Source organism: Acinetobacter pittii ANC 4050 (assembly GCF_000399685.1).
GTDB lineage: Bacteria > Pseudomonadota > Gammaproteobacteria > Pseudomonadales > Moraxellaceae > Acinetobacter > Acinetobacter pittii_E.
In genome coordinates, this window is sequence record NZ_KB976987.1 from 2,919,684 (window position 1) to 2,937,910 (window position 18,227).

At 42.3% G+C, this 18,227-nt stretch carries 16 protein-coding genes; 3 read left to right on the forward strand and 13 right to left on the reverse strand.

Annotated elements, in window-relative coordinates:
- Positions 1-3: 3 nt before the first annotated feature.
- The 4 genes from F931_RS17505 to mmsA all read right to left on the reverse strand — a co-directional run bounded on the left by F931_RS17505 (position 4) and on the right by mmsA (position 5,289).
- On the reverse strand, positions 4-1,131 hold the full coding sequence (locus tag F931_RS17505; RefSeq protein WP_016142528.1) for an acyl-CoA dehydrogenase family protein: 1,128 nt from the start codon (positions 1,129-1,131) through the stop codon (positions 4-6).
- Between the two features lie 11 nt (positions 1,132-1,142).
- Positions 1,143-2,792 carry an AMP-binding protein gene (locus F931_RS17510; protein ID WP_016142529.1) on the reverse strand — a complete coding sequence of 550 codons (1,650 nt, stop codon included), beginning with the start codon at positions 2,790-2,792 and terminating at the stop codon, positions 1,143-1,145.
- A 77-nt stretch (positions 2,793-2,869) separates the two neighbouring features.
- Complete coding sequence (gene mmsB / locus F931_RS17515) at positions 2,870-3,760, reverse strand: 3-hydroxyisobutyrate dehydrogenase (RefSeq protein WP_016142530.1); 891 nt, start codon at positions 3,758-3,760, stop codon at positions 2,870-2,872.
- Between the two features lie 11 nt (positions 3,761-3,771).
- Entirely contained in the window at positions 3,772-5,289 is a 1,518-nt protein-coding gene (gene mmsA, locus F931_RS17520; RefSeq protein ID WP_016142531.1) for a CoA-acylating methylmalonate-semialdehyde dehydrogenase, read from the reverse strand.
- 166 nt (positions 5,290-5,455) lie between these two features.
- On the opposite strand from mmsA, the gene mauR reads away from it, so the two are divergent.
- Positions 5,456-6,337, forward strand: coding sequence for a LysR family transcriptional regulator (gene mauR, locus F931_RS17525; RefSeq protein WP_016142532.1), 882 nt, complete (start codon positions 5,456-5,458; stop codon positions 6,335-6,337).
- Between the two features lie 55 nt (positions 6,338-6,392).
- On the opposite strand, the gene F931_RS17530 is transcribed toward mauR, so the two are convergent.
- The 5 genes from F931_RS17530 to dadA all read right to left on the reverse strand — a co-directional run bounded on the left by F931_RS17530 (position 6,393) and on the right by dadA (position 12,557).
- A complete protein-coding gene (locus tag F931_RS17530) occupies positions 6,393-7,826 on the reverse strand; it encodes an amino acid permease (RefSeq protein WP_016142533.1) in 1,434 nt (477 codons plus the stop codon).
- A 370-nt stretch (positions 7,827-8,196) separates the two neighbouring features.
- A complete protein-coding gene (locus F931_RS17535) occupies positions 8,197-9,636 on the reverse strand; it encodes an amino acid permease (protein WP_014208093.1) in 1,440 nt (479 codons plus the stop codon).
- A 161-nt stretch (positions 9,637-9,797) separates the two neighbouring features.
- Positions 9,798-10,157, reverse strand: coding sequence for a RidA family protein (locus F931_RS17540; protein ID WP_016142534.1), 360 nt, complete (start codon positions 10,155-10,157; stop codon positions 9,798-9,800).
- A 10-nt stretch (positions 10,158-10,167) separates the two neighbouring features.
- Positions 10,168-11,271: an alanine racemase gene (gene alr, locus F931_RS17545; protein ID WP_016142535.1), complete on the reverse strand. Its 1,104-nt coding sequence runs from the start codon at positions 11,269-11,271 to the stop codon at positions 10,168-10,170.
- 20 nt (positions 11,272-11,291) lie between these two features.
- The gene (gene dadA, locus F931_RS17550; protein ID WP_016142536.1) at positions 11,292-12,557 is read right to left on the reverse strand and encodes a D-amino acid dehydrogenase; all 1,266 of its coding nucleotides are present in this window, start codon (positions 12,555-12,557) and stop codon (positions 11,292-11,294) included.
- A gap of 136 nt (positions 12,558-12,693) precedes the next feature.
- Between dadA and F931_RS17555 the strand changes: the two genes are divergently transcribed.
- A complete protein-coding gene (locus tag F931_RS17555; protein WP_001247568.1) occupies positions 12,694-13,161 on the forward strand; it encodes an Lrp/AsnC ligand binding domain-containing protein in 468 nt (155 codons plus the stop codon).
- A 40-nt stretch (positions 13,162-13,201) separates the two neighbouring features.
- On the opposite strand, the gene F931_RS17560 is transcribed toward F931_RS17555, so the two are convergent.
- Positions 13,202-14,347 carry an acetyltransferase domain-containing protein gene (locus F931_RS17560; RefSeq protein ID WP_016142537.1) on the reverse strand — a complete coding sequence of 382 codons (1,146 nt, stop codon included), beginning with the start codon at positions 14,345-14,347 and terminating at the stop codon, positions 13,202-13,204.
- Positions 14,348-14,421: 74 nt separating this feature from the next.
- Here F931_RS17560 and F931_RS17565 point away from each other — a divergent pair, with 74 nt between their 5' ends.
- A complete protein-coding gene (locus F931_RS17565; protein WP_016142538.1) occupies positions 14,422-16,512 on the forward strand; it encodes a TonB-dependent receptor in 2,091 nt (696 codons plus the stop codon).
- Positions 16,513-16,555: 43 nt separating this feature from the next.
- Here F931_RS17565 and F931_RS17570 read toward each other — a convergent pair whose 3' ends face one another.
- The 3 genes from F931_RS17570 to F931_RS17580 all read right to left on the reverse strand — a co-directional run bounded on the left by F931_RS17570 (position 16,556) and on the right by F931_RS17580 (position 18,135).
- Complete coding sequence (locus F931_RS17570) at positions 16,556-16,933, reverse strand: nuclear transport factor 2 family protein (protein ID WP_016142539.1); 378 nt, start codon at positions 16,931-16,933, stop codon at positions 16,556-16,558.
- A gap of 28 nt (positions 16,934-16,961) precedes the next feature.
- Complete coding sequence (locus F931_RS17575) at positions 16,962-17,342, reverse strand: ribonuclease E inhibitor RraB (protein WP_004795383.1); 381 nt, start codon at positions 17,340-17,342, stop codon at positions 16,962-16,964.
- Between the two features lie 127 nt (positions 17,343-17,469).
- The gene (locus F931_RS17580; RefSeq protein ID WP_016142540.1) at positions 17,470-18,135 is read right to left on the reverse strand and encodes an RluA family pseudouridine synthase; all 666 of its coding nucleotides are present in this window, start codon (positions 18,133-18,135) and stop codon (positions 17,470-17,472) included.
- Between the last annotated feature and the right edge of the window lie 92 nt (positions 18,136-18,227).

Below are 18,227 nucleotides of genomic sequence, written 5' to 3' on the forward strand. Positions count from 1 at the left end.
GTTTTACAGACTACGTGCAATCACTAAACGTTGAATATCACTGGTGCCTTCGTAAATCTGACAAATACGGGCATCACGATAGATACGCTCAATTGGGAAGTCTCTCAGGTAGCCATAACCACCAAACACTTGTAGCGCGCTCGAGCACACTCGCTCAGTCATTTCTGAAGCAAATAGCTTGGCCATTGAAGCTTCATTCAAACACGGTTGTCCTGCTTCTTTTAAACGCGCAGCGTAGTGAACCAGTTGTCTCGCTGCTTCAATTTCAGTTGCCATACTGGCAAGGCGAAACGCGATGGTTTGATGCTCAAAAATTGGCTTTCCAAAAGTAATACGCTCTTTGGCATAACGGGTCGCTTCTTCGAGCGCCGCACGTGCTAAACCGACTGCTTGTGCAGCAATACCAATACGTCCACCTTCTAAATTGGCAAGAGCAATTTTCAAGCCCTCACCTTCTTTGCCAAGCATGAGGCTTTTATGGATGCGTACATCTGTCAGTGCAATCTGACACGTATCTGAAGCATGCAGACCGAGTTTTTCTTCAACACGAATTACTTCGTAACCCAGTGTTTCACGTGGGACTAAAAATGCACTAATACCCTTTTTGCCTGCACTTGGATCAGTTACTGCAAACACAATAATGACACCTGCATTATCACCCGAGGTAATAAACTGCTTGGCACCATTTAAAATGTAATCATCGCCATCTTTTACTGCACGGGTCTTAATGGCTGCTGCATCTGAACCTGTATGCGGTTCGGTTAAAGCAAAAGCGCCGATCATTTCACCTTGTGCTAAAGGTTTTAAAAAACGCTCTTTTTGCTCATCGGTACCAAATTTTAAAATAGGCACACAACCAACCGAGTTATGTACACTCATGATGGTCGAGGTTGCACCATCGGCTGCGGCAACTTCTTCAAGCGCCAGTACATACGCCAAGTTACCTGTATCTGAACCACCCCATTGCTCTGAAACAAGCATTCCCATAAAACCGAGTTGACCCATTTGAGCCAATGTGTCTTTCGGGAATGTTCCGTCTCGGTCCCAATCACTGGCATTGGGTTTGATTTGTTCTTGAGCGAAACTTTTCGCCATATCACGAATGAGTAATTGTTCTTCGGTAAATTGCATTGTTATTTCCTTTACCCTGCTTTAGCTTGTTGTTTAGCAATTTCTTGATTGCGCAGTAAAAAGCGCTGAATTTTGCCACTTGGAGTTTTAGGCAATTCACTCACAAATTCAACTAAACGTGGGTAAGCATGTGCAGAAAGTCGTTTTTTTACAAATTGGCTAAGTTGTTCAGCAAGTGCCTCTGAAGGTTGCGCATCTACGGCTAAAATCACGAATGCCTTAACGATTTCGGTGCGGTCTGGGTCAGGTACACCAATCACTGCTGCTTCAACCACCGCTTCATGTTCGAGTAAAGCACTCTCTACATCGAACGGACCAATGCGGTAACCCGATGTGGTGATTACATCATCACTGCGCCCTACAAAGCTCATGCTGCCATCAGCATGAAGCTCGGCAGTATCACCAGTTAAATAGTAATGACCAACGAAAGGTGATTTACGGCTCTCTTTATAGCCGCCAAACCACATCATTGGAGACTGGCTAATATCAACTGCTAAAATTCCTGGTGTGTCGGCTGGAAGCTCTTCACCTTGTTCATTGACAATCGCAACACGGTAGCCCGGGCTTGGGAAACCTGCTGAACCGGCATGAATTTCATGTTTTAAACCATGATGATTACACACCACCATGCCCACTTCAGTTTGCCCATAGTGGTCATAAATCGGAGCATCAAGCACTTGTTTAAACCAGCGAATTACTTCTGGGTTGAGTGGCTCGCCTGCACTACTCACCACACGGAACTGACCTTTTAACGGCGCCATTTGTGCTGGGTCAGCTGCCATCATCATGCGATAAGCCGTAGGCGCACCTGCCAAGTTGTTAATTTTATAATCTTTCACAATTTGGCATAAACTATCTGTGCTGAAACCACCTTCATAGAACAAGGTAGCGTGACCCAAGAATAACGGTCCAGTAATCGCATAGTACAGACCATATGCCCAACCCGGATCGGCAATATTCCAGAAAGAGTCATCTTCGGTTAACCCAATGGCATCTTGCATATATCGCCCAAAGGCAATCACTGCTTTTAAAGGCACTTCCAATGGTTTAGCAGGACCTGTAGTACCAGACGTAAACATGAGTAAAAATGGATCTTGGATGCTACGCATGACCAGATCACATTGATCGGACTGCTGCTTCACTTCATTCCAGAAATTAAAATCACCTGCTTTGAGCGGAGTACCTTGTACATCGGCAACTGTCACAATTGCAGGGCAATTTTCAATTTCATCAAGCTTGCTACGGTTGCCCATGTCGGTCACCACCAGCTTACTTTGTGCAAGCTGAATCCGGTGCTCAATCGCCTTTGGACCAAACGCAGTAAAGAGTGGTTGATAAACTGCACCAATTCGCCAAGCCGCAAAAATAGTCACGATCAGTTCAGGTGTTCTTGGTAATAGCCCTGAAATACGGTCGCCTGCTTTCACACCTTGTGATTTTAAGAAGTTGGCAAACTGACTCGACCACTCTTTTAGTTCACGGAAAGTATACTGCTCTTTTCGGCCATCTTTTCCTTGCCAATACAGCGCAATTTTGTCGCTATCTGCGTGTCGATCACAGCATTCATAACAAGCATTTAAGGCATCAAGTGAACCTGATAACATGTGTTTTGCAGTACTTTCCAAATCGAAAGCCTGTGCAGCATTTTGATAATCCATCATATCTTTTCCCTCAGTCCGGATTTGTTGTTATTCACGACAGAGTTTAATGTGTTTAAAGCCATCCTTTGGCTTTGTCGTTATGCCTCTTGTGGCAGGTATTGCTGAATAATGCTCGAAAAATCAAGATTTGCATTACCGCGCATGCACATTTGCTGATACAACTGCTGCACCATACCGCCCAACACTACAGGTTGTTTCACTTGCCCTGCCGCTTCTACCGCAAGACCCAAATCTTTCAGCATCAGCTGAGTGGCAAAGCCATCTTGATAACCTCGAGATGCTGGCGCATTTTCATTAATATGCGGCCATGGGTTACATACGTCCGAGCTCCAACAACGACCACTTGAGGTGTTAATGACGCCAGCCAATGCTTGTGGGTCGATACCTAACTTCACGCCCAGCGCCATACCTTCGGCAACAGCAGCCATTGAAATACCTAGAATCAGGTTATTGCAGATTTTGGCAATTTGACCTGCACCGACATCACCACAATGAACAATATTTTTGCCCATGTGGCTAAGCACAGGTTTTACTTCGTTAAAGGTTTGATCATCGGCACCCACCATAAAGGTTAGAGTTCCTGCTTGGGCACCAATGGTTCCACCTGAAACTGGTGCATCACAGATTTTAATATTTTTGCTCTCTGCAACAGCGGCAATGTCTTTAATAGTCTGTGGGTCAATGGTACTGCTATCAATGCATAAACTACCTGCTTTTAGCACTTCCAATACACCATTTTCACCCAAGTAAACTTCTTTAACATGTTTGGCTGCAGGCAACATAGTAATGACCACATCAGCTTGTTTTGCTGCTGCCTGCGGGCTGTCACATACTACACCACCTGCCTCGGCAAAGTGCTGAATCGCGACTTCACTGAGGTCATAACCATAAACTTTGATTCCGGCTTTGAGTAGGTTTTGGGCCATTCTGCCGCCCATATTTCCTAGACCGATAAAGGCAATATTCATCCGTGATCCCCTTAACGTAAACTAATAGTTGTGTTTACACTGCCAACTTCATGGCTATCTTCAAACCAGCGACTGGTAATGGTTTTGGTCTGAGTATAAAACTGCACAGCTTGTTTGCCGTATGGTCCCAAATCACCCAATTTCGAACCTCTTGAACCGGTAAAACTAAAGAAAGGCACTGGCACAGGAATTGGAATGTTGATACCGACTTGACCAATATCAATCAGGTTTTGGAAAGTACGTGCAATGGCACCACTTTGTGTAAATAGACCGACACCGTTACCAAATGGGTTGGCATTGATAAGAGCAATAGCTTCGTCAAGTGTGTCTACACAAATAATAGAAAGAACAGGGCCAAAGATTTCTTCTTTATAAATACGCATGTCGGTATTTACGCCACTAAAAATCGTCGCGCCGACAAAGTTACCAGACTCATAGCCTTGTACTTGAACATCACGACCATCGAGGAGCAGTTCTGCACCTTGCTCAACACCGCTATTAATTAAGTCTAGCACTCGCGCTTTAGCACGTTTTGAAATCACTGGCCCAATGTCAGTATTTGGTTCATGGCCTGCGTTTACTTTTAAAGTTTTAGCTTTTTCGACTAACTCTTGAATCCACTGTTTGCTGTCGCCAACCATGACTGCAACAGACAATGCCATACAACGTTGCCCAGCCGCACCAAACGCTGCACCGACTAAAGCATTTAATGTTTGTTCTTTATTGGCATCAGGCATAACAACTACATGGTTTTTTGCACCCATCATCGACTGCACACGTTTGCCATGTTGTCCTGCAAGGTTATAAACATGTGTTCCAACAGCTGTTGAACCTACAAATGAAATCGCTTTAATGTCTTTATGTGTACACAAACGATCAACCACTTCTTTGCCGCCATGCACAACGTTGAGTACACCTGCTGGAATACCTGCTTGAATCGCAAGTTCAACTAGCATCATGGTTGATAACGGATCTTGTTCTGATGGTTTTAAAACGAAGGTATTGCCGCATACGATCGCCATTGGGAACATCCAAAGCGGAATCATGGCAGGGAAATTAAACGGCGTAATACCCGCACATACACCCAAAGGTTGTTGCAAGGTATACGTGTCTACACCACGCGCGACACCCTCAACATATTCACCCATTTGTAAGGTACCGATCGAACACGCATGTTCAACCACTTCTAGGCCACGTTGAATATCACCCTCAGCATCTGCCAAGGTTTTGCCCTGTTCAGCAGTCAGTACTTGCGCAATTTCTTTCATGTTGGCACGAATCAAATCTTGTAACTTAAGCATGATGCGCATACGTGCCTGAATTGGGGTTTGACGCCAAGAAGCAAAAGCATCTTGTGCAGCTTGAATAGCAGCGTCAACTTCTTTAACCGTTGCAAATGGTACACGACCAATCACTTCCTGAGTTGCAGGGTTAACAATGTCTTGCCATTCCTGCGTTTCAGATTCGATAAAATTTCCGTTAATGAGTAATTTAGCGGTTTCCAATTCGATTTTTTGGATTGTGTTCATAACCTCTCCGTAGGCCATATTTTTATTGTGTTCAATTATTAGAAAATACTTTTTAATCATATTTTCTTTATTCCAGTTTCAATTGAGACTAGCAAAGAAAACTTTGACCACCAACGGAAATTCATGCACGATTGTTGTGCAAATATGCACAAGGATTACAACAAAAATGAAAGTGGATTGGGATCATCTACATTTTTTTCTGGTTTTAGCTCGGACTAAAACACTGACCAATGCTGCGCGGATTATTGGTGTCGAGCACAGTACGGTGGCTAGACGAATTCAGGCGCTAGAACTTGCTTTGGGTACAACGTTGTTTAAACGTGAAGCGACGGGTTATGAGCTGACACTCGAAGGGATGGCACTGGTTCCTCGAGTTGAGCAAATGGAACAAGCTTTCTTACAAATTGAGAAACCACATCAACCTTTGCAAGGTCGTGTGCGAATTGGCACACCTGAAGGTTTTGGTACTGCGTTTTTGGCCCGCTTACTGGCTGAGTTCTCTATTCAATATCCACTGCTCACCATCGATCTGATTCCAGTACCCAAAATGATTAAGCTTTCACACCGTGAAGCAGACATTGTAGTGTCGATTGATCGTCCTACGTCTGGCCCTTACATCATTACGCGGTTATCAGACTACTGCTTAAAAATTTATGGCAGCCAAAACTATCTGGCGCAAAACCCACCCATTCGTGGTTTAGAAGATTTAACCCAACATCGTTTTGTGAATTATATTGATGATCTGGTATATAGCCCTGAACTGTACTGTCTAGAACGGCTACCTTTAAAACTGAATGCCAACTTCCGTAGCAGCAGTATTTTGGCTCAACAAATTGCCGTGAGCGCTGGTGCGGGGCTTGCGATTTTGCCCAAGTTTCTGGCAGATGATAAGCCTGAACTCGAAGAAGTATTAGAACAGCAAGTTCGCTTTACCCATACTTTCTGGATGCTGACCTTTGTTGATTTACAACATGAACCGCGCATTAAGTTAGTTTGGGATTATTTACGCAAACAAGCCGATAAATACCAACATTTGTTAGTTGATTAAATATTAAATAAAAAAGCCAATCACTGATGATTGGCTTTTTTGAAACTATGAAACATTAATCAAAAGTTTCTTGACCTAATTTTCTTATACGTGGCTTATAGAACACAAAATAAGTTACGCTTAAAACCACCAACCATAGTGGACTCACATATACCGCTTTTAATGTATCTGGCTCGAGTGCCAAAATCACCAAAGTAAACAAGAAGAATGCGATAACAACGTATGCCATCAACACACCACCCGGCATTTTAAAGGTTGATGCGGCATGAAGTTCAGGACGAGTTTTACGATAACGTAAATAACACGCCATGATTAAAATCCACACACTAATGAATAGAATCACACAAAGTGAACTTGCCAGAGTAAATGCTTCCATCGTGTTTGGAACAAAGTACTGAAGTACTGCTCCGCCCATAATGAAAATACATGAGAAGATTAAGCCGTTCGATGGCACTGCACGCTTTGATAAACGTCCCAATGCGCTCGGTGCTTGACCATCTTTTGATAAACCGAACAGCATACGACTGGTTGAAAACACGCCGCTATTCATTGAAGACATGACTGAAGATAGCACTACCAAGTTCATGATGATGGCTGAAATTGGAATACCTGCATTTAAGAATAACTCAACAAACGGACTTTTATCTGCACGGATGTGATTCCAAGGTGTCACTGACATTACGACAAAAAGTGCTAACACATAGAACAGGATAATACGTAGTGGAATCGCGTTAATTGCTTTCGGTAAGTTGGTTTGTGGATCTTTCGTTTCAGCCGCTGTTGTACCAATCAGTTCAACGCCGATAAAGGCAAACACGGCGATCTGAAAACCAGCCAAAAATCCGCTTACACCTTTTGGAAATATGCCGCCATGTGACCATACATTACTGATGCTCACAACATCACCATGAGGGGCTTGGAAATGAGTGAGGATCATGTAGCCACCCACGCCGATCAGGCCAATAATCGCCAAGATCTTAATGAGTGCAAACCAGAATTCAACTTCACCAAATAGCTTCACTGTAAGCAAGTTCAGCCCTAAAACGAATAGTACACAGCCTGCACTAATCATGGCCTGTTGCATGGGTGAGAAACTGGCGCCTTCGGGCAGCCAGAAACTTAAATAGTTAATAACCGCTGAAAGGTCCGCAATACCCACCAGTACCCAGCCTAACCAATAGGTCCAGCCGATATAATAACCAGCCCATGGGCCAATCAAGTCATACGCCATATCAACAAATGACTTGTAATGTAAGTTAGCAAGTAATAATTCACCTAATGCACGCATTAGAAAAAAGAACATCCCACCAATTAACATGTAAATAACGAGAATTGAAGGACCTGCGAGGGAGATGGTTTTGCCCGAGCCCATAAATAGGCCCGTTCCAATTGCACCGCCAATTGCAATCAATTGTAAGTGGCGATTACTTAATTTCCGTTGTAAATGATCAGGGGAGCTTGCCTCATCAGAATGATGAACCATTGTCATATTAGAAGTCCTTTTTATATTTTGCTTAATTTAAATCAGCAACCTATAGGGAGAAAAACGAACCATATATCGTGGGTTGCTGAGTCTATACCTCAGGACAAGATGTTCAAGTATATTTTTCCCTTAATTGATAAATCGTTTGTCCTGATTTTTTTAAGTCACATTATTTATGTAGTGCCTTCACGGCAATTTTAATTAACCAATCTGGATTTCCAGATTAGCCGAAGTGTAGCATGCGATCATGCTAGATGTACTTTTCCAACACCCTCCAAATTGCTCTATTGATCCAAAAATAAACAATATTATTCCGATAAAAAATCTAATAGAAATAAAAAAAGCCAATCATAATGGATTGGCTTTTTAATAAAACTTAATGATCGTTGACGAGTTCACGTCCTAGTTTTTTCATCCGTGGTTTATACAACACATGATAGGTAACACCTAAAATGACTAGCCATACTGGACTGACATATAACGCCTTTAAAGTATCTGGCTCTAGCGCTAAGATGACTAAAGTGAAAAGCATAAATGCTAAAACAACATAACTCATCCAAACGCCGCCCGGCATTTTAAAAGTCGATTTTTCATGTAATTCAGGACGTAATTTACGATAGCGTAAATAGCACACCATAATGAGACTCCAGACACTAATGAATAGAATCACACAGAGTGAACTTGCTAATGTAAATGCCTCCATTGTGTTTGGAACAAAGTACTGAAGCACAGCCCCGCCCATAATGAAAGTACAAGAGAAAATCAAACCATTTGAAGGAACTGCGCGTTTTGATAAACGTCCAAATGCTCCCGGTGCCTGACCGTCTTTTGATAAACCGAACAGCATACGACTGGTTGAAAACACACCGCTGTTCATTGAAGACATGACCGAAGATAGCACCACCAAATTCATAATGATCGCAGAAACTGGAATACCCGCATTTAAGAATAACTCAACAAACGGGCTTTTATCTGCACGAATGTGATCCCACGGTGTTACCGACATCACAATAAATAACGCCAATACATAGAACAAAATAATACGTACCGGAATCGCGTTAATTGCTTTCGGTAAGTTCTTCTGCGGGTCTTTCGTTTCAGCAGCTGTTGTACCAACCAACTCAACCCCGACAAACGCAAAAACGGCAATCTGGAATCCTGCCAAGAAGCCTTCTGTACCTTTCGGGAATAAACCGCCATGTGACCAGACATTACTAATGCTGGCAACAGCGCCTTGCGGAGCTTGGAAATGGCTGAAAATCATATAGCCACCCACACCGATCAGGCCAATAATTGCCAGAATCTTAATAAGGGCAAACCAGAATTCAATTTCACCAAATAGTCGTACTGTAAGGAGGTTAAGACCCATCACAAACAACACACAGCCTGCACTAATCATGGCCTGCTGTATTGGTGAGAAGCTTGCACCATCGGGTAGCCAGAAGCTCAAATAGTTAATAACTGCTGAAAGATCCGCAATACCCACCAGCACCCAACCTAACCAATAGGTCCAACCTAAATAGTACCCGGCCCAAGGACCAATTAAGTCATGAGCCATATCAACAAAAGATTTGTAATGCAGATTTGCAAGGAGCAACTCACCCATTGCACGCATTAAGAAAAAGAACATGCCTCCAATAATCATATAAATTAAAAGAATTGAAGGACCTGCGAGGGAGATGGTTTTACCTGAGCCCATAAATAGGCCAGTTCCAATTGCACCGCCAATTGCAATCAGTTGTAAATGACGGTTAGACAGTTTTCGTTGCAGATGATCGGGAGAATTTTCCGTATCTGAATGACGAGCCGTTGTCATATTAAAATTCCTTTTTGAATTCCTTTGTTAAGATCAGCAACCTATGGCGAAAATTGAACCGTATGCCATAGGTCACTGAATCTGTTCACCAAAAATGACTGGTTAAACCGTATCTATCTTCCTTCTGTTAGATACATCATCGTTTTTGGAGTAAAGCCGAATTACTTTTGTGCTGCCGTCACGGCAATTTCAATGAGCCACTCCGGATTGACCAAATCGGCCTGAATTGTGGCACGTGATGGAGCAACACACCCTTTTAACCAGTCAACCCAAATTGCATTTACAGTTGAAAAGTCAGAAAGATTTTTTAAATAGAGCTGCGCAGAGAGCAAGCGAGACTTATCTGTATTGGCTAATGCCAACAGTTCATCAATCGTTGCAAGAATTTCACGAGTTTGGCCTGCCACGTCTTGCTCGGTATTTTTAGGGACCTGACCTGACAGATAAACCACTTTGTTAAAAACAGTCACGGCACTCATGACTTCGTTAGTATTGATCTTTTGTATATCTGAATTCGACATTCGGATTTCCTTATACCTGATTAATAAATTGAACACGGGCGGTGACAGCACACATCAGTTCATAGCCCACCGTACCGGAAGAAACTGCGACATCATCAATAGGCAAAACGACACCCGTACTTGATTGGCCCCAGAGTATGACTTCACTGCCGACTTTTGCACTCTCAATACCCGTTAAATCGACTGCCAACATATCCATGCTGACACGGCCAATTGTTCGAGTGCGAACAGAGTCCACTAAAACAGGCGTTCCTGTTGGAGAAATACGCTGATAACCATCGGCATAGCCGCAAGCCACAATCCCAATCGTCATGTACTGCTCTGCGACAAAGTTTGAGCCATAACCTACGCTTTCATTCGGTTCTAAATGTTGAACAGAAATAATTTCACTGCGTAAGCTCATGGTCGGTTGTAAGCCCCAATCCGCAATACTATGCGTCGGGTAGTCTGGCGAGCTGCCATAGAGCATAATGCCGCTACGTGCATAGTCTGATTTGAGCTGGTCTTGATAACGCAGAATTGCCGCGCTATTACTTACCGACCTTTCACCCGGTAAACCTTTAATAATTTCTTCAAATGCAGTGATTTGATAATCGATGCCCTTCTGGCCAAAACGATCGCCATCTGCATCTGAAAAATGCATCATGTGGGTAATCTTGGATACGTTCGCCAAATTGTTCAAACGTTCCCAAGCCTGAACATAGTGTTGTGGTTTAAATCCGAGACGGTTCATACCACTATTCATTTTTAGGCAAACATCAAATTGAGCAGGATAAGGATGCTTTTCAACCCACTCAATTTGCATTTCACTATGAATGGTGAAACTGAGTTGATATTGCACACAATCAAATAGATCTTGAGGAGAGAAAATCCCTTCGAGCAACAAGATCGGACCTGTCCAACCTAGAGCGCGAATTCGTTTTGCTTCATCAAGATCAAGTAAGGCAAAGCCATCTGCTGCTTTAAATGCCTCATAAACACGTTCAATTCCGTGTCCGTATGCATTGGCTTTTACAACGGCAAAGACCTTACTGTCTGGCATAGCCTTGCGTACCACCGCCAAGTTATTTTGTAAGGCTTGACGGTGGATCACTGCGGTAATAGGACGAGGCATGATTACTTTCCTAACGTCCGTTATGCAGCATGCGCTTGTGAATAACGCTGAATTGAAAGGCCATCGGTACTGATTTCAGTCTTATGATTCAACACGATGTCACTGATTAATTTTCCTGAACCACATGCCATCGTCCAACCTAAAGTACCGTGGCCTGTATTCAAGAACAGATTTTTAAAGCGAGTCGCACCAATAATTGGGGTACTGTCTGGAGTCATTGGACGTAGACCAGTCCAGAAAGATGCCTGTGCCATATCACCGCCCGGGAACAAGTCCTGAGTCACCATTTGCAAGGTTGCACGGCGGTCTTCATTTAAACCTAAATTGAAACCACTGAGCTCTGCCATACCGCCTACGCGAATACGTTGGTCGAAACGAGTAATCGCAATTTTGTAGGTTTCATCAAGCACTGTAGATTGCGGAGCAAAAGCAGGGTCAACAATTGGAATCGTCAACGAATAACCTTTCACAGGATATACAGGCAGCTGTAGATCGAGTGGTTTCAAGAAATCACGTGAATAGCTACCAAACGCTAGGACATAACGATCTGCAGTTAAAACCTTACCATTGACCTGAACGCCCTTAATTTCATCGCCTTCAACAATCAATTTTTCTACGTTTTGGTTGAACTGGAAGTTAACACCCAACTCTTTAGCAATTTGAGCTAAAGCATTGGTAAATAAATAACAGTCACCTGTCTCGTCATTTGGTAAATGCAAACCACCAACGAGTTTATCTTGCGCATTTGCTAACGCTGGTTCTACACGACCAAGTTCGTTGCCATTTAATAATTCGTAGCTTACGCCGCACTCTTCAAGCACGCTAATGTCGCGTTGAACCGCTTCCATTTGTGCTTCTTTGCGGAATAACTGCAAAGTACCCTTCGCGCGGTTTTCGTAGTTAATACCTGTATCTTTTCTGAGTTCACGTAAACAATCACGGCTATATTCAGCCACGCGCATCATACGTTCTTTGTTCACAGCATAACTTTGTGGATTACAGTTTTTCAGCATTTGCGCCATCCACTGTAACTGCCACATACTGCCATCTAAATTAATGGCAAGCGGTGCATGGTGTTGGAACATCCACTTCACAGCTTTAAAAGGAATTCCTGGTGCTGCCCAAGGGGTCGAATACCCAGGCGAAATTTGCCCTGCGTTACCAAAACTTGTCTCTTCAGCAGGACCTGACTGGCGATCGAGAACAGTAACCTCAGCTCCTTGTTGAGCTAGATAATAGGCACTTGCCACTCCAATAACGCCGCTACCTAAAACAATTACGCGCATTTCCATTCCCTCACGCACACCAGTTTATTTCACTAGTATATTTCTGCTTCAATAGTTTATTTCACTGTTTTTCAGGGTATAATCTAGGTAAATTTATGTTTTTCTCGCGAGAATTTTAAAAAAAGAGGAAATATCTATGCGCCCCTTAGATCGTATAGATCGCATGATTCTGGACATTTTGCAGCGCGAAGGACGAATTGCGATTAGTGAATTGGCATCAAGAGTTAACCTGTCTACCACCCCTTGTTCAGAGCGTGTAAAACGCCTTGAGCGCGATGGCATTATCATGGGTTATTACGCCCGTCTAAACCCAGCTTACGTGGACCGTAACCTGCTGGTCTTTTTAGAAATTAAATTATCTGCCAAATCTGGTGATGTATTTGATCAAGTGGCCAGAGACTTAGTTGAGATTCCTGAAGTGCTCGAATGTCACCTCATTTCAGGCGAATTTGACTACCTTGTAAAAGCTCGCTTAAAAGAAATGAGTGCATACCGCCGCTTATTGGGAGATCTATTAAAGAAACTTCCCGCTTCGGCATCTTCACACAGTTATGTCGTCATGGAAGAAGTGAAAGAAACTCTGTATTTAGATGTAAGCAAGTAAAGCGAGCATTATTGAACTCGCTTTACCCACGTTTTGGAAATTAGAAATATTTTAAAATCGAAATATGCTTGTTTTGATGTTTAAATTTCGAGAACCATTTAACCGCTGGATAGAGTGCAAAAGACAGCACAATCGTAATTAGCCACAACATCCACACATGGTTGACCGACAGATAATTTCCATAGTTAGCTCCCCACACACTGAGTGCAAACACATACATCATTTTCAGCACATATAAATGCAATAAATAGAAGAACATCGGCACCGAGCCAAATACCACCAATGGTTTTAAAAATGAGTATTGCTGCATACGATCAAAAGCAACGAGCACAAGCAAGCCAATCCCAACATTTAGCAAAATAAATAGTAAAGATGGTGGGTATTTGGTGAGGTTAAAAAAGCTCATTAATGTCAGTTGTAATGAATCAAAATGTTGCCAAGGCTGGTCGCCATAGACATTGATAAAACGTAGTAAAACAAACAACCCAATACTTGCTAAACCAAGGCTGAGTAAAGCGCTGGTTCTTTGCTTTGCAGTATATTTTGAACTAAAGAACTGACCTAAAACGTAACCTAATAAAATCACCCCAATCCAAGGCAAAACAGGATAGCTTGTACGCAGTTTTATGCCCGCAAACTCAAGCCAGCCACGGTCATGTAAAACGAACCATATATTTTGCAATATAGCTTGTGAGAAGTGCACTGAATCTAGCAGGTTGTGCCCAAAAATAATGACCAACGCTATACCTGCAAGAATTGGCAAAGGCAAACTTACACAGCAAGCTAATACCACCATGCTAATACCTATCGCCCAAATCACCTGTAAATAAATGACTTCAGGTGGAAAAGTCGCTGTCCACGCAAAGTTCACAAGGGTAAGCTCTAGCACAATCAAAAATAAGCCACGTTTTAATAGAAAAGCACGCGTTTGCTGTAAATCTTGTTTTTTTGATTGAAATAAAAAAGCGGAAATTCCGGTTAAAAGTACAAAAACCGGAGCGCAAATATGTGCCAATAATCGACTGCCAAATAAAGCCGGTTCTGTTACTGTTACGTCCATTGGGTCGGTAACTTGTTTATGTAAATAGAAAGTTTCTCTTACATGGTCGAGCAACATAATGATGATGACCAGACCACGCAATGCATCAATCGACTGTAAACGTTCAATATTCTTTTCTATAGACATAGCGGTAATCAACAAAATAATGTAATGTTATATTATTACATTTAATTCCTTTTGTCTTTTATGGCTGATTATTTATGCGACACAAATTAGGATTGTTGTCTTCGTTAGGTCTATCATTTATATCGACACTCACTTGGGGAGAAGAAACATCAACGGTACTGGAGACCATACGTGTTCAGGCTGAAAGCACCCGAGAAGATGTGAGCCAAAATAGCTCGGCGACTAAATTTACTCACGATGTTTTAGATGTCCCTTTTAACCGTGCTTATCTTTCTAAACAAATAATGGAACAACAAGACGTTCAACGGATTGATGACGCGTTAACTTTAGTGAGTGGAGTTTTTCATCAAAATAATTATGGCGGCGGCTTTTGGGATAACTACTCTTTCCGAGGCTTTAGTGGTGACCCAAATTTAGGTGCAGCTATGATTCGAAACGGCTTGAGTGTAAACCGAGGAATTAATGCCCCTAAAGATGTAGTGAACATTGAATCTTTAGAGTTTTTAAAAGGACCAATGGCAGCTTTATATGGCCGCGGCGAAACAGGAGGTTTGCTTAACCTCAACAGTAAAAAACCACAATGGGAAAGTGAAAGTGAACTTAATCTACGCGCCAATACCCAAGAACAATATCGAATTAGTCTAGAGCATACCGCGCCTATTAACGATGAACTGGCTTATCGTTTAGCAGTGGCTCACGAAGATAATCAAAGCTTTCGTGATCATGTCAGCAGTGAACGCTGGTTCTTTTCACCACAGCTCACATGGAAAATTTCAGATCAGACACAACTCGACTTTGACAGTGAATTTACAGAACACAAAGGAACCTTTGACCGTGGTGTAAGCACAGTCAATCACCAGTTTGTGATGGACCCAAAAACCTTTACAGGTGAACCTGACGATGGCGATTTGAAAATAAAAGATTACTTTTACCAATTACGTCTGAGTCACGAGTTTAACCCTGACTGGAAGCTGAATAGTGCAGTCAGCTATAAAGATGCCCAAATGGTTGGCTTTGCAACCGAACCACGGCGCATACAAGCTGACGGTCATACTTTAGAGCGCCAACGCCGCTATCGTGATTATACGAGTGAAGATGTTCTGGCTCAGACAGAGTTACTTGGCAAGCTTGATACGTCTTGGGCTCGCCATGAAATTTTACTTTCAACTGAACTTGGTCAACTCGACTACAAACAAAACCAGCTTCGTCGCAACCACAGCACAGGCTCACCAAACACAATTGATATTTACCAACCTGAATATGGCAAATATTTACCAAACTTAGCACCGTTTACCAACACCAAAGAACAGCAGCGTTACTTTGCACTTAATCTACAAGATCAGATCTTTTTCAATGATCAGTGGAGTGTGCTTTTCGGCAACCGTTTTGATCAGGTCGAACAAGATTTTAAGAATCACCTGACCCAGACTGAAAGCAACCAGACCCTTCATCAAAATAGTCCGCGTTTCGGAGTAAATTTTAAAGCCTCTGAGCAATGGGCGTTTTATACCAACTATGGTCGCTCATTTGCGATGAATAGTGGTATGAACCGAAATGGTCAGACTTTTGCCCCTGAAAAAGGCGAAAGCTACGAAGTTGGCACCAAATATAAAATAAATGACCAAAGTGTGTTGAGTCTCGCTTTGTTTAAAATGAAAAAACAAAATGTACTGACAACTGATCCAATCGATAGTAACTTTCAAACCGCAGCAGGTGAAGTCAGTAGTAAAGGGCTTGAGTTTGACTTAAATAGTCAGATCAATGACCGCTGGTTCGTCAATGCTAACTATAGTTATACCGATGCCCAAATTGAAAAAGACCAAGACTTGGCAAAAGGTGCACGTCTAAGCAATGTTCCAAAACACCAAGGCTCCGTAAGTACTAATTATGATTTTCTACAAGAAGGTCCGAGAAAAGCAGGTGTAGGAGCTAACCTCACCTATGTTGGCGAGCGCAGCGGACATAACCTTGATAATGGCTTTAATTTACCGAGTTATACATTGGTCAATTTAAATGGCTACTATGCCCCATCTGACCGTTTACGCTATCAGCTCAATGTGAACAACCTGTTTGATAAAACTTACTATGTTTCAAGCTATAGCGATTTGTGGGTTCAACCAGGTGAACCACTAAACGCCTCAATTTCGGCACAGTGGAAGTTTTAATTCATACATAAATAAAAAAGCCCGAATTATTTCGGGCTTTTCATTAAAACATACCATTTTCATTGATGAGGGGGTCGGGCTGTACTTGTCCGATATCCCAAAACTCAGCAATTTTGCCCTTTTCAAAACGACAAATATGAACCACGGCCAAGGTGGTTAAGCCGTTCATTTGCATTTCAAGTTTTGAATGCACAGCAACCAAATCGTCCTCTTCAATGACATGTTGAACATTAAAGACTTTGTTAGGAGTTTCAATTGCACTTTCACGCATGCCTTCCTTCAAAGAAGTCGCATCACCTGCAAAATAAGGGTTGTGATGCTTGAAGTTCGGCGCAGTGTAATTGCTATAGGCTTCATCAACTTCACCAGCTGCGGCAAGCTCTAAAAACCGTACTGCAATTTGTTTTTGAGATAAGTTCATATTTATCTCCTACTCTTTATTTTAGACCTTACTGCAACAGGTCATCTTCGTCATCGCCTTCCTCGAAGACATATGCCATACAGCCCCATCCATCATATTCGCCTTGAAATTTCTCAGCGATACTGGCAAACCATTGCTCTAAATCAACAATATCTGAGTACTCAGGTTCCATGTTGACAAAGATGGTAATTACCCATTCATTTGGCTCAACAGAATCATCTTGGAAAAGTGAAACTTTTTGTTCTTGGTAAAGCAAATAGAGCGCGCATTGCTCTGCATTTTTCTGATCTTGAAAAGCAATAGAAAATTCAATTTCATGCAGCTCGGTTAAATCATCCCCATCTTCAGCCATTTGCCAAAGTACGTTGCCGTTATCGTCATCTGGAAATTGTTCGTAGTCACGAGTCATAAAGTGATCCTTGTTGTTGTCGCAGTATTAATATTATTCGACATCAAGAATACCCGACTTTTATTGCAATTTGGGTATATATTCCGTTCCCAATTGCATCAAATTAATTTTTTTAATTGTATAAATTTTAAAAAGGCACTTGCGACTCAATCACCACATCTGTTCCTTTCAAAGGATGTTGGAAAGCCAAATATGCAGCATGTAATGCCATACGGTTTAACTGAAAACGTTTAGGTTCAGGGTGATAAAGCTTGTCACCCATAATCGGATGGCCAATATGCATCATGTGCACGCGTAGCTGATGCGAACGCCCTGTGACTGGTTCAAGTAATACTCGACTTTGATCAGTATTTTCATCATAGATAAGAGGTTGAAATAAGGTTTTAGCGTGTTTACCTAATTCAAAATGTACAATTTGTCTTGGGCGATTTTCCCAGTCGGTAATGAGCGGAACTTCAACGCTTCCCTCTTGTGCGACTTGGCCTTGTACCAAAGCAATATAGTGTTTTTTGACTGTTCTGGCCTGAAACATTTTACTTACCGCAACTTCTGCATCACGATGCTTGGCAAACATAAGCAAGCCTGATGTCGCCATATCTAAACGATGAGTGACCTTAGCCAAAGGGAACTTTTCCAGCACCCGTAAATAAGCACTGTCATGATGTTCAGGTAAACGACCCATGACCGACAACAGGCCCGCAGGTTTATCAACCACAATTAAATCGTCATCTTCAAATAAAATTGAAAGCGGATCTTGTGGTGGAGCGTAAACAAAGTTGTCGTTTAAAGGCATGATCGTAGAAGCAGCAATGGAGCATGGCGGCAAATCATAAAGAAATTTCAGATCTATCGCAAAATAATCTATAGCGCTCTACCCATGTTCCA

Coding starts and splice junctions, on each gene's coding strand:
- F931_RS17530 (WP_016142533.1), bottom strand. CDS start 7,826: ATGACAATGGTTCATCATTCTGATGAGGCAAGCTCCCCTGATCATTTA.
- mmsB (WP_016142530.1), bottom strand. CDS start 3,760: ATGAATATTGCCTTTATCGGTCTAGGAAATATGGGCGGCAGAATGGCC.
- F931_RS17560 (WP_016142537.1), bottom strand. CDS start 14,347: ATGTCTATAGAAAAGAATATTGAACGTTTACAGTCGATTGATGCATTG.
- F931_RS17535 (WP_014208093.1), bottom strand. CDS start 9,636: ATGACAACGGCTCGTCATTCAGATACGGAAAATTCTCCCGATCATCTG.
- mauR (WP_016142532.1), top strand. CDS start 5,456: ATGAAAGTGGATTGGGATCATCTACATTTTTTTCTGGTTTTAGCTCGG.
- F931_RS17580 (WP_016142540.1), bottom strand. CDS start 18,135: ATGCCTTTAAACGACAACTTTGTTTACGCTCCACCACAAGATCCGCTT.
- F931_RS17575 (WP_004795383.1), bottom strand. CDS start 17,342: ATGACTCGTGACTACGAACAATTTCCAGATGACGATAACGGCAACGTA.
- dadA (WP_016142536.1), bottom strand. CDS start 12,557: ATGCGCGTAATTGTTTTAGGTAGCGGCGTTATTGGAGTGGCAAGTGCC.
- F931_RS17555 (WP_001247568.1), top strand. CDS start 12,694: ATGCGCCCCTTAGATCGTATAGATCGCATGATTCTGGACATTTTGCAG.
- F931_RS17565 (WP_016142538.1), top strand. CDS start 14,422: ATGCGACACAAATTAGGATTGTTGTCTTCGTTAGGTCTATCATTTATA.
- mmsA (WP_016142531.1), bottom strand. CDS start 5,289: ATGAACACAATCCAAAAAATCGAATTGGAAACCGCTAAATTACTCATT.
- F931_RS17540 (WP_016142534.1), bottom strand. CDS start 10,157: ATGTCGAATTCAGATATACAAAAGATCAATACTAACGAAGTCATGAGT.
- F931_RS17570 (WP_016142539.1), bottom strand. CDS start 16,933: ATGAACTTATCTCAAAAACAAATTGCAGTACGGTTTTTAGAGCTTGCC.
- F931_RS17505 (WP_016142528.1), bottom strand. CDS start 1,131: ATGCAATTTACCGAAGAACAATTACTCATTCGTGATATGGCGAAAAGT.
- alr (WP_016142535.1), bottom strand. CDS start 11,271: ATGCCTCGTCCTATTACCGCAGTGATCCACCGTCAAGCCTTACAAAAT.
- F931_RS17510 (WP_016142529.1), bottom strand. CDS start 2,792: ATGATGGATTATCAAAATGCTGCACAGGCTTTCGATTTGGAAAGTACT.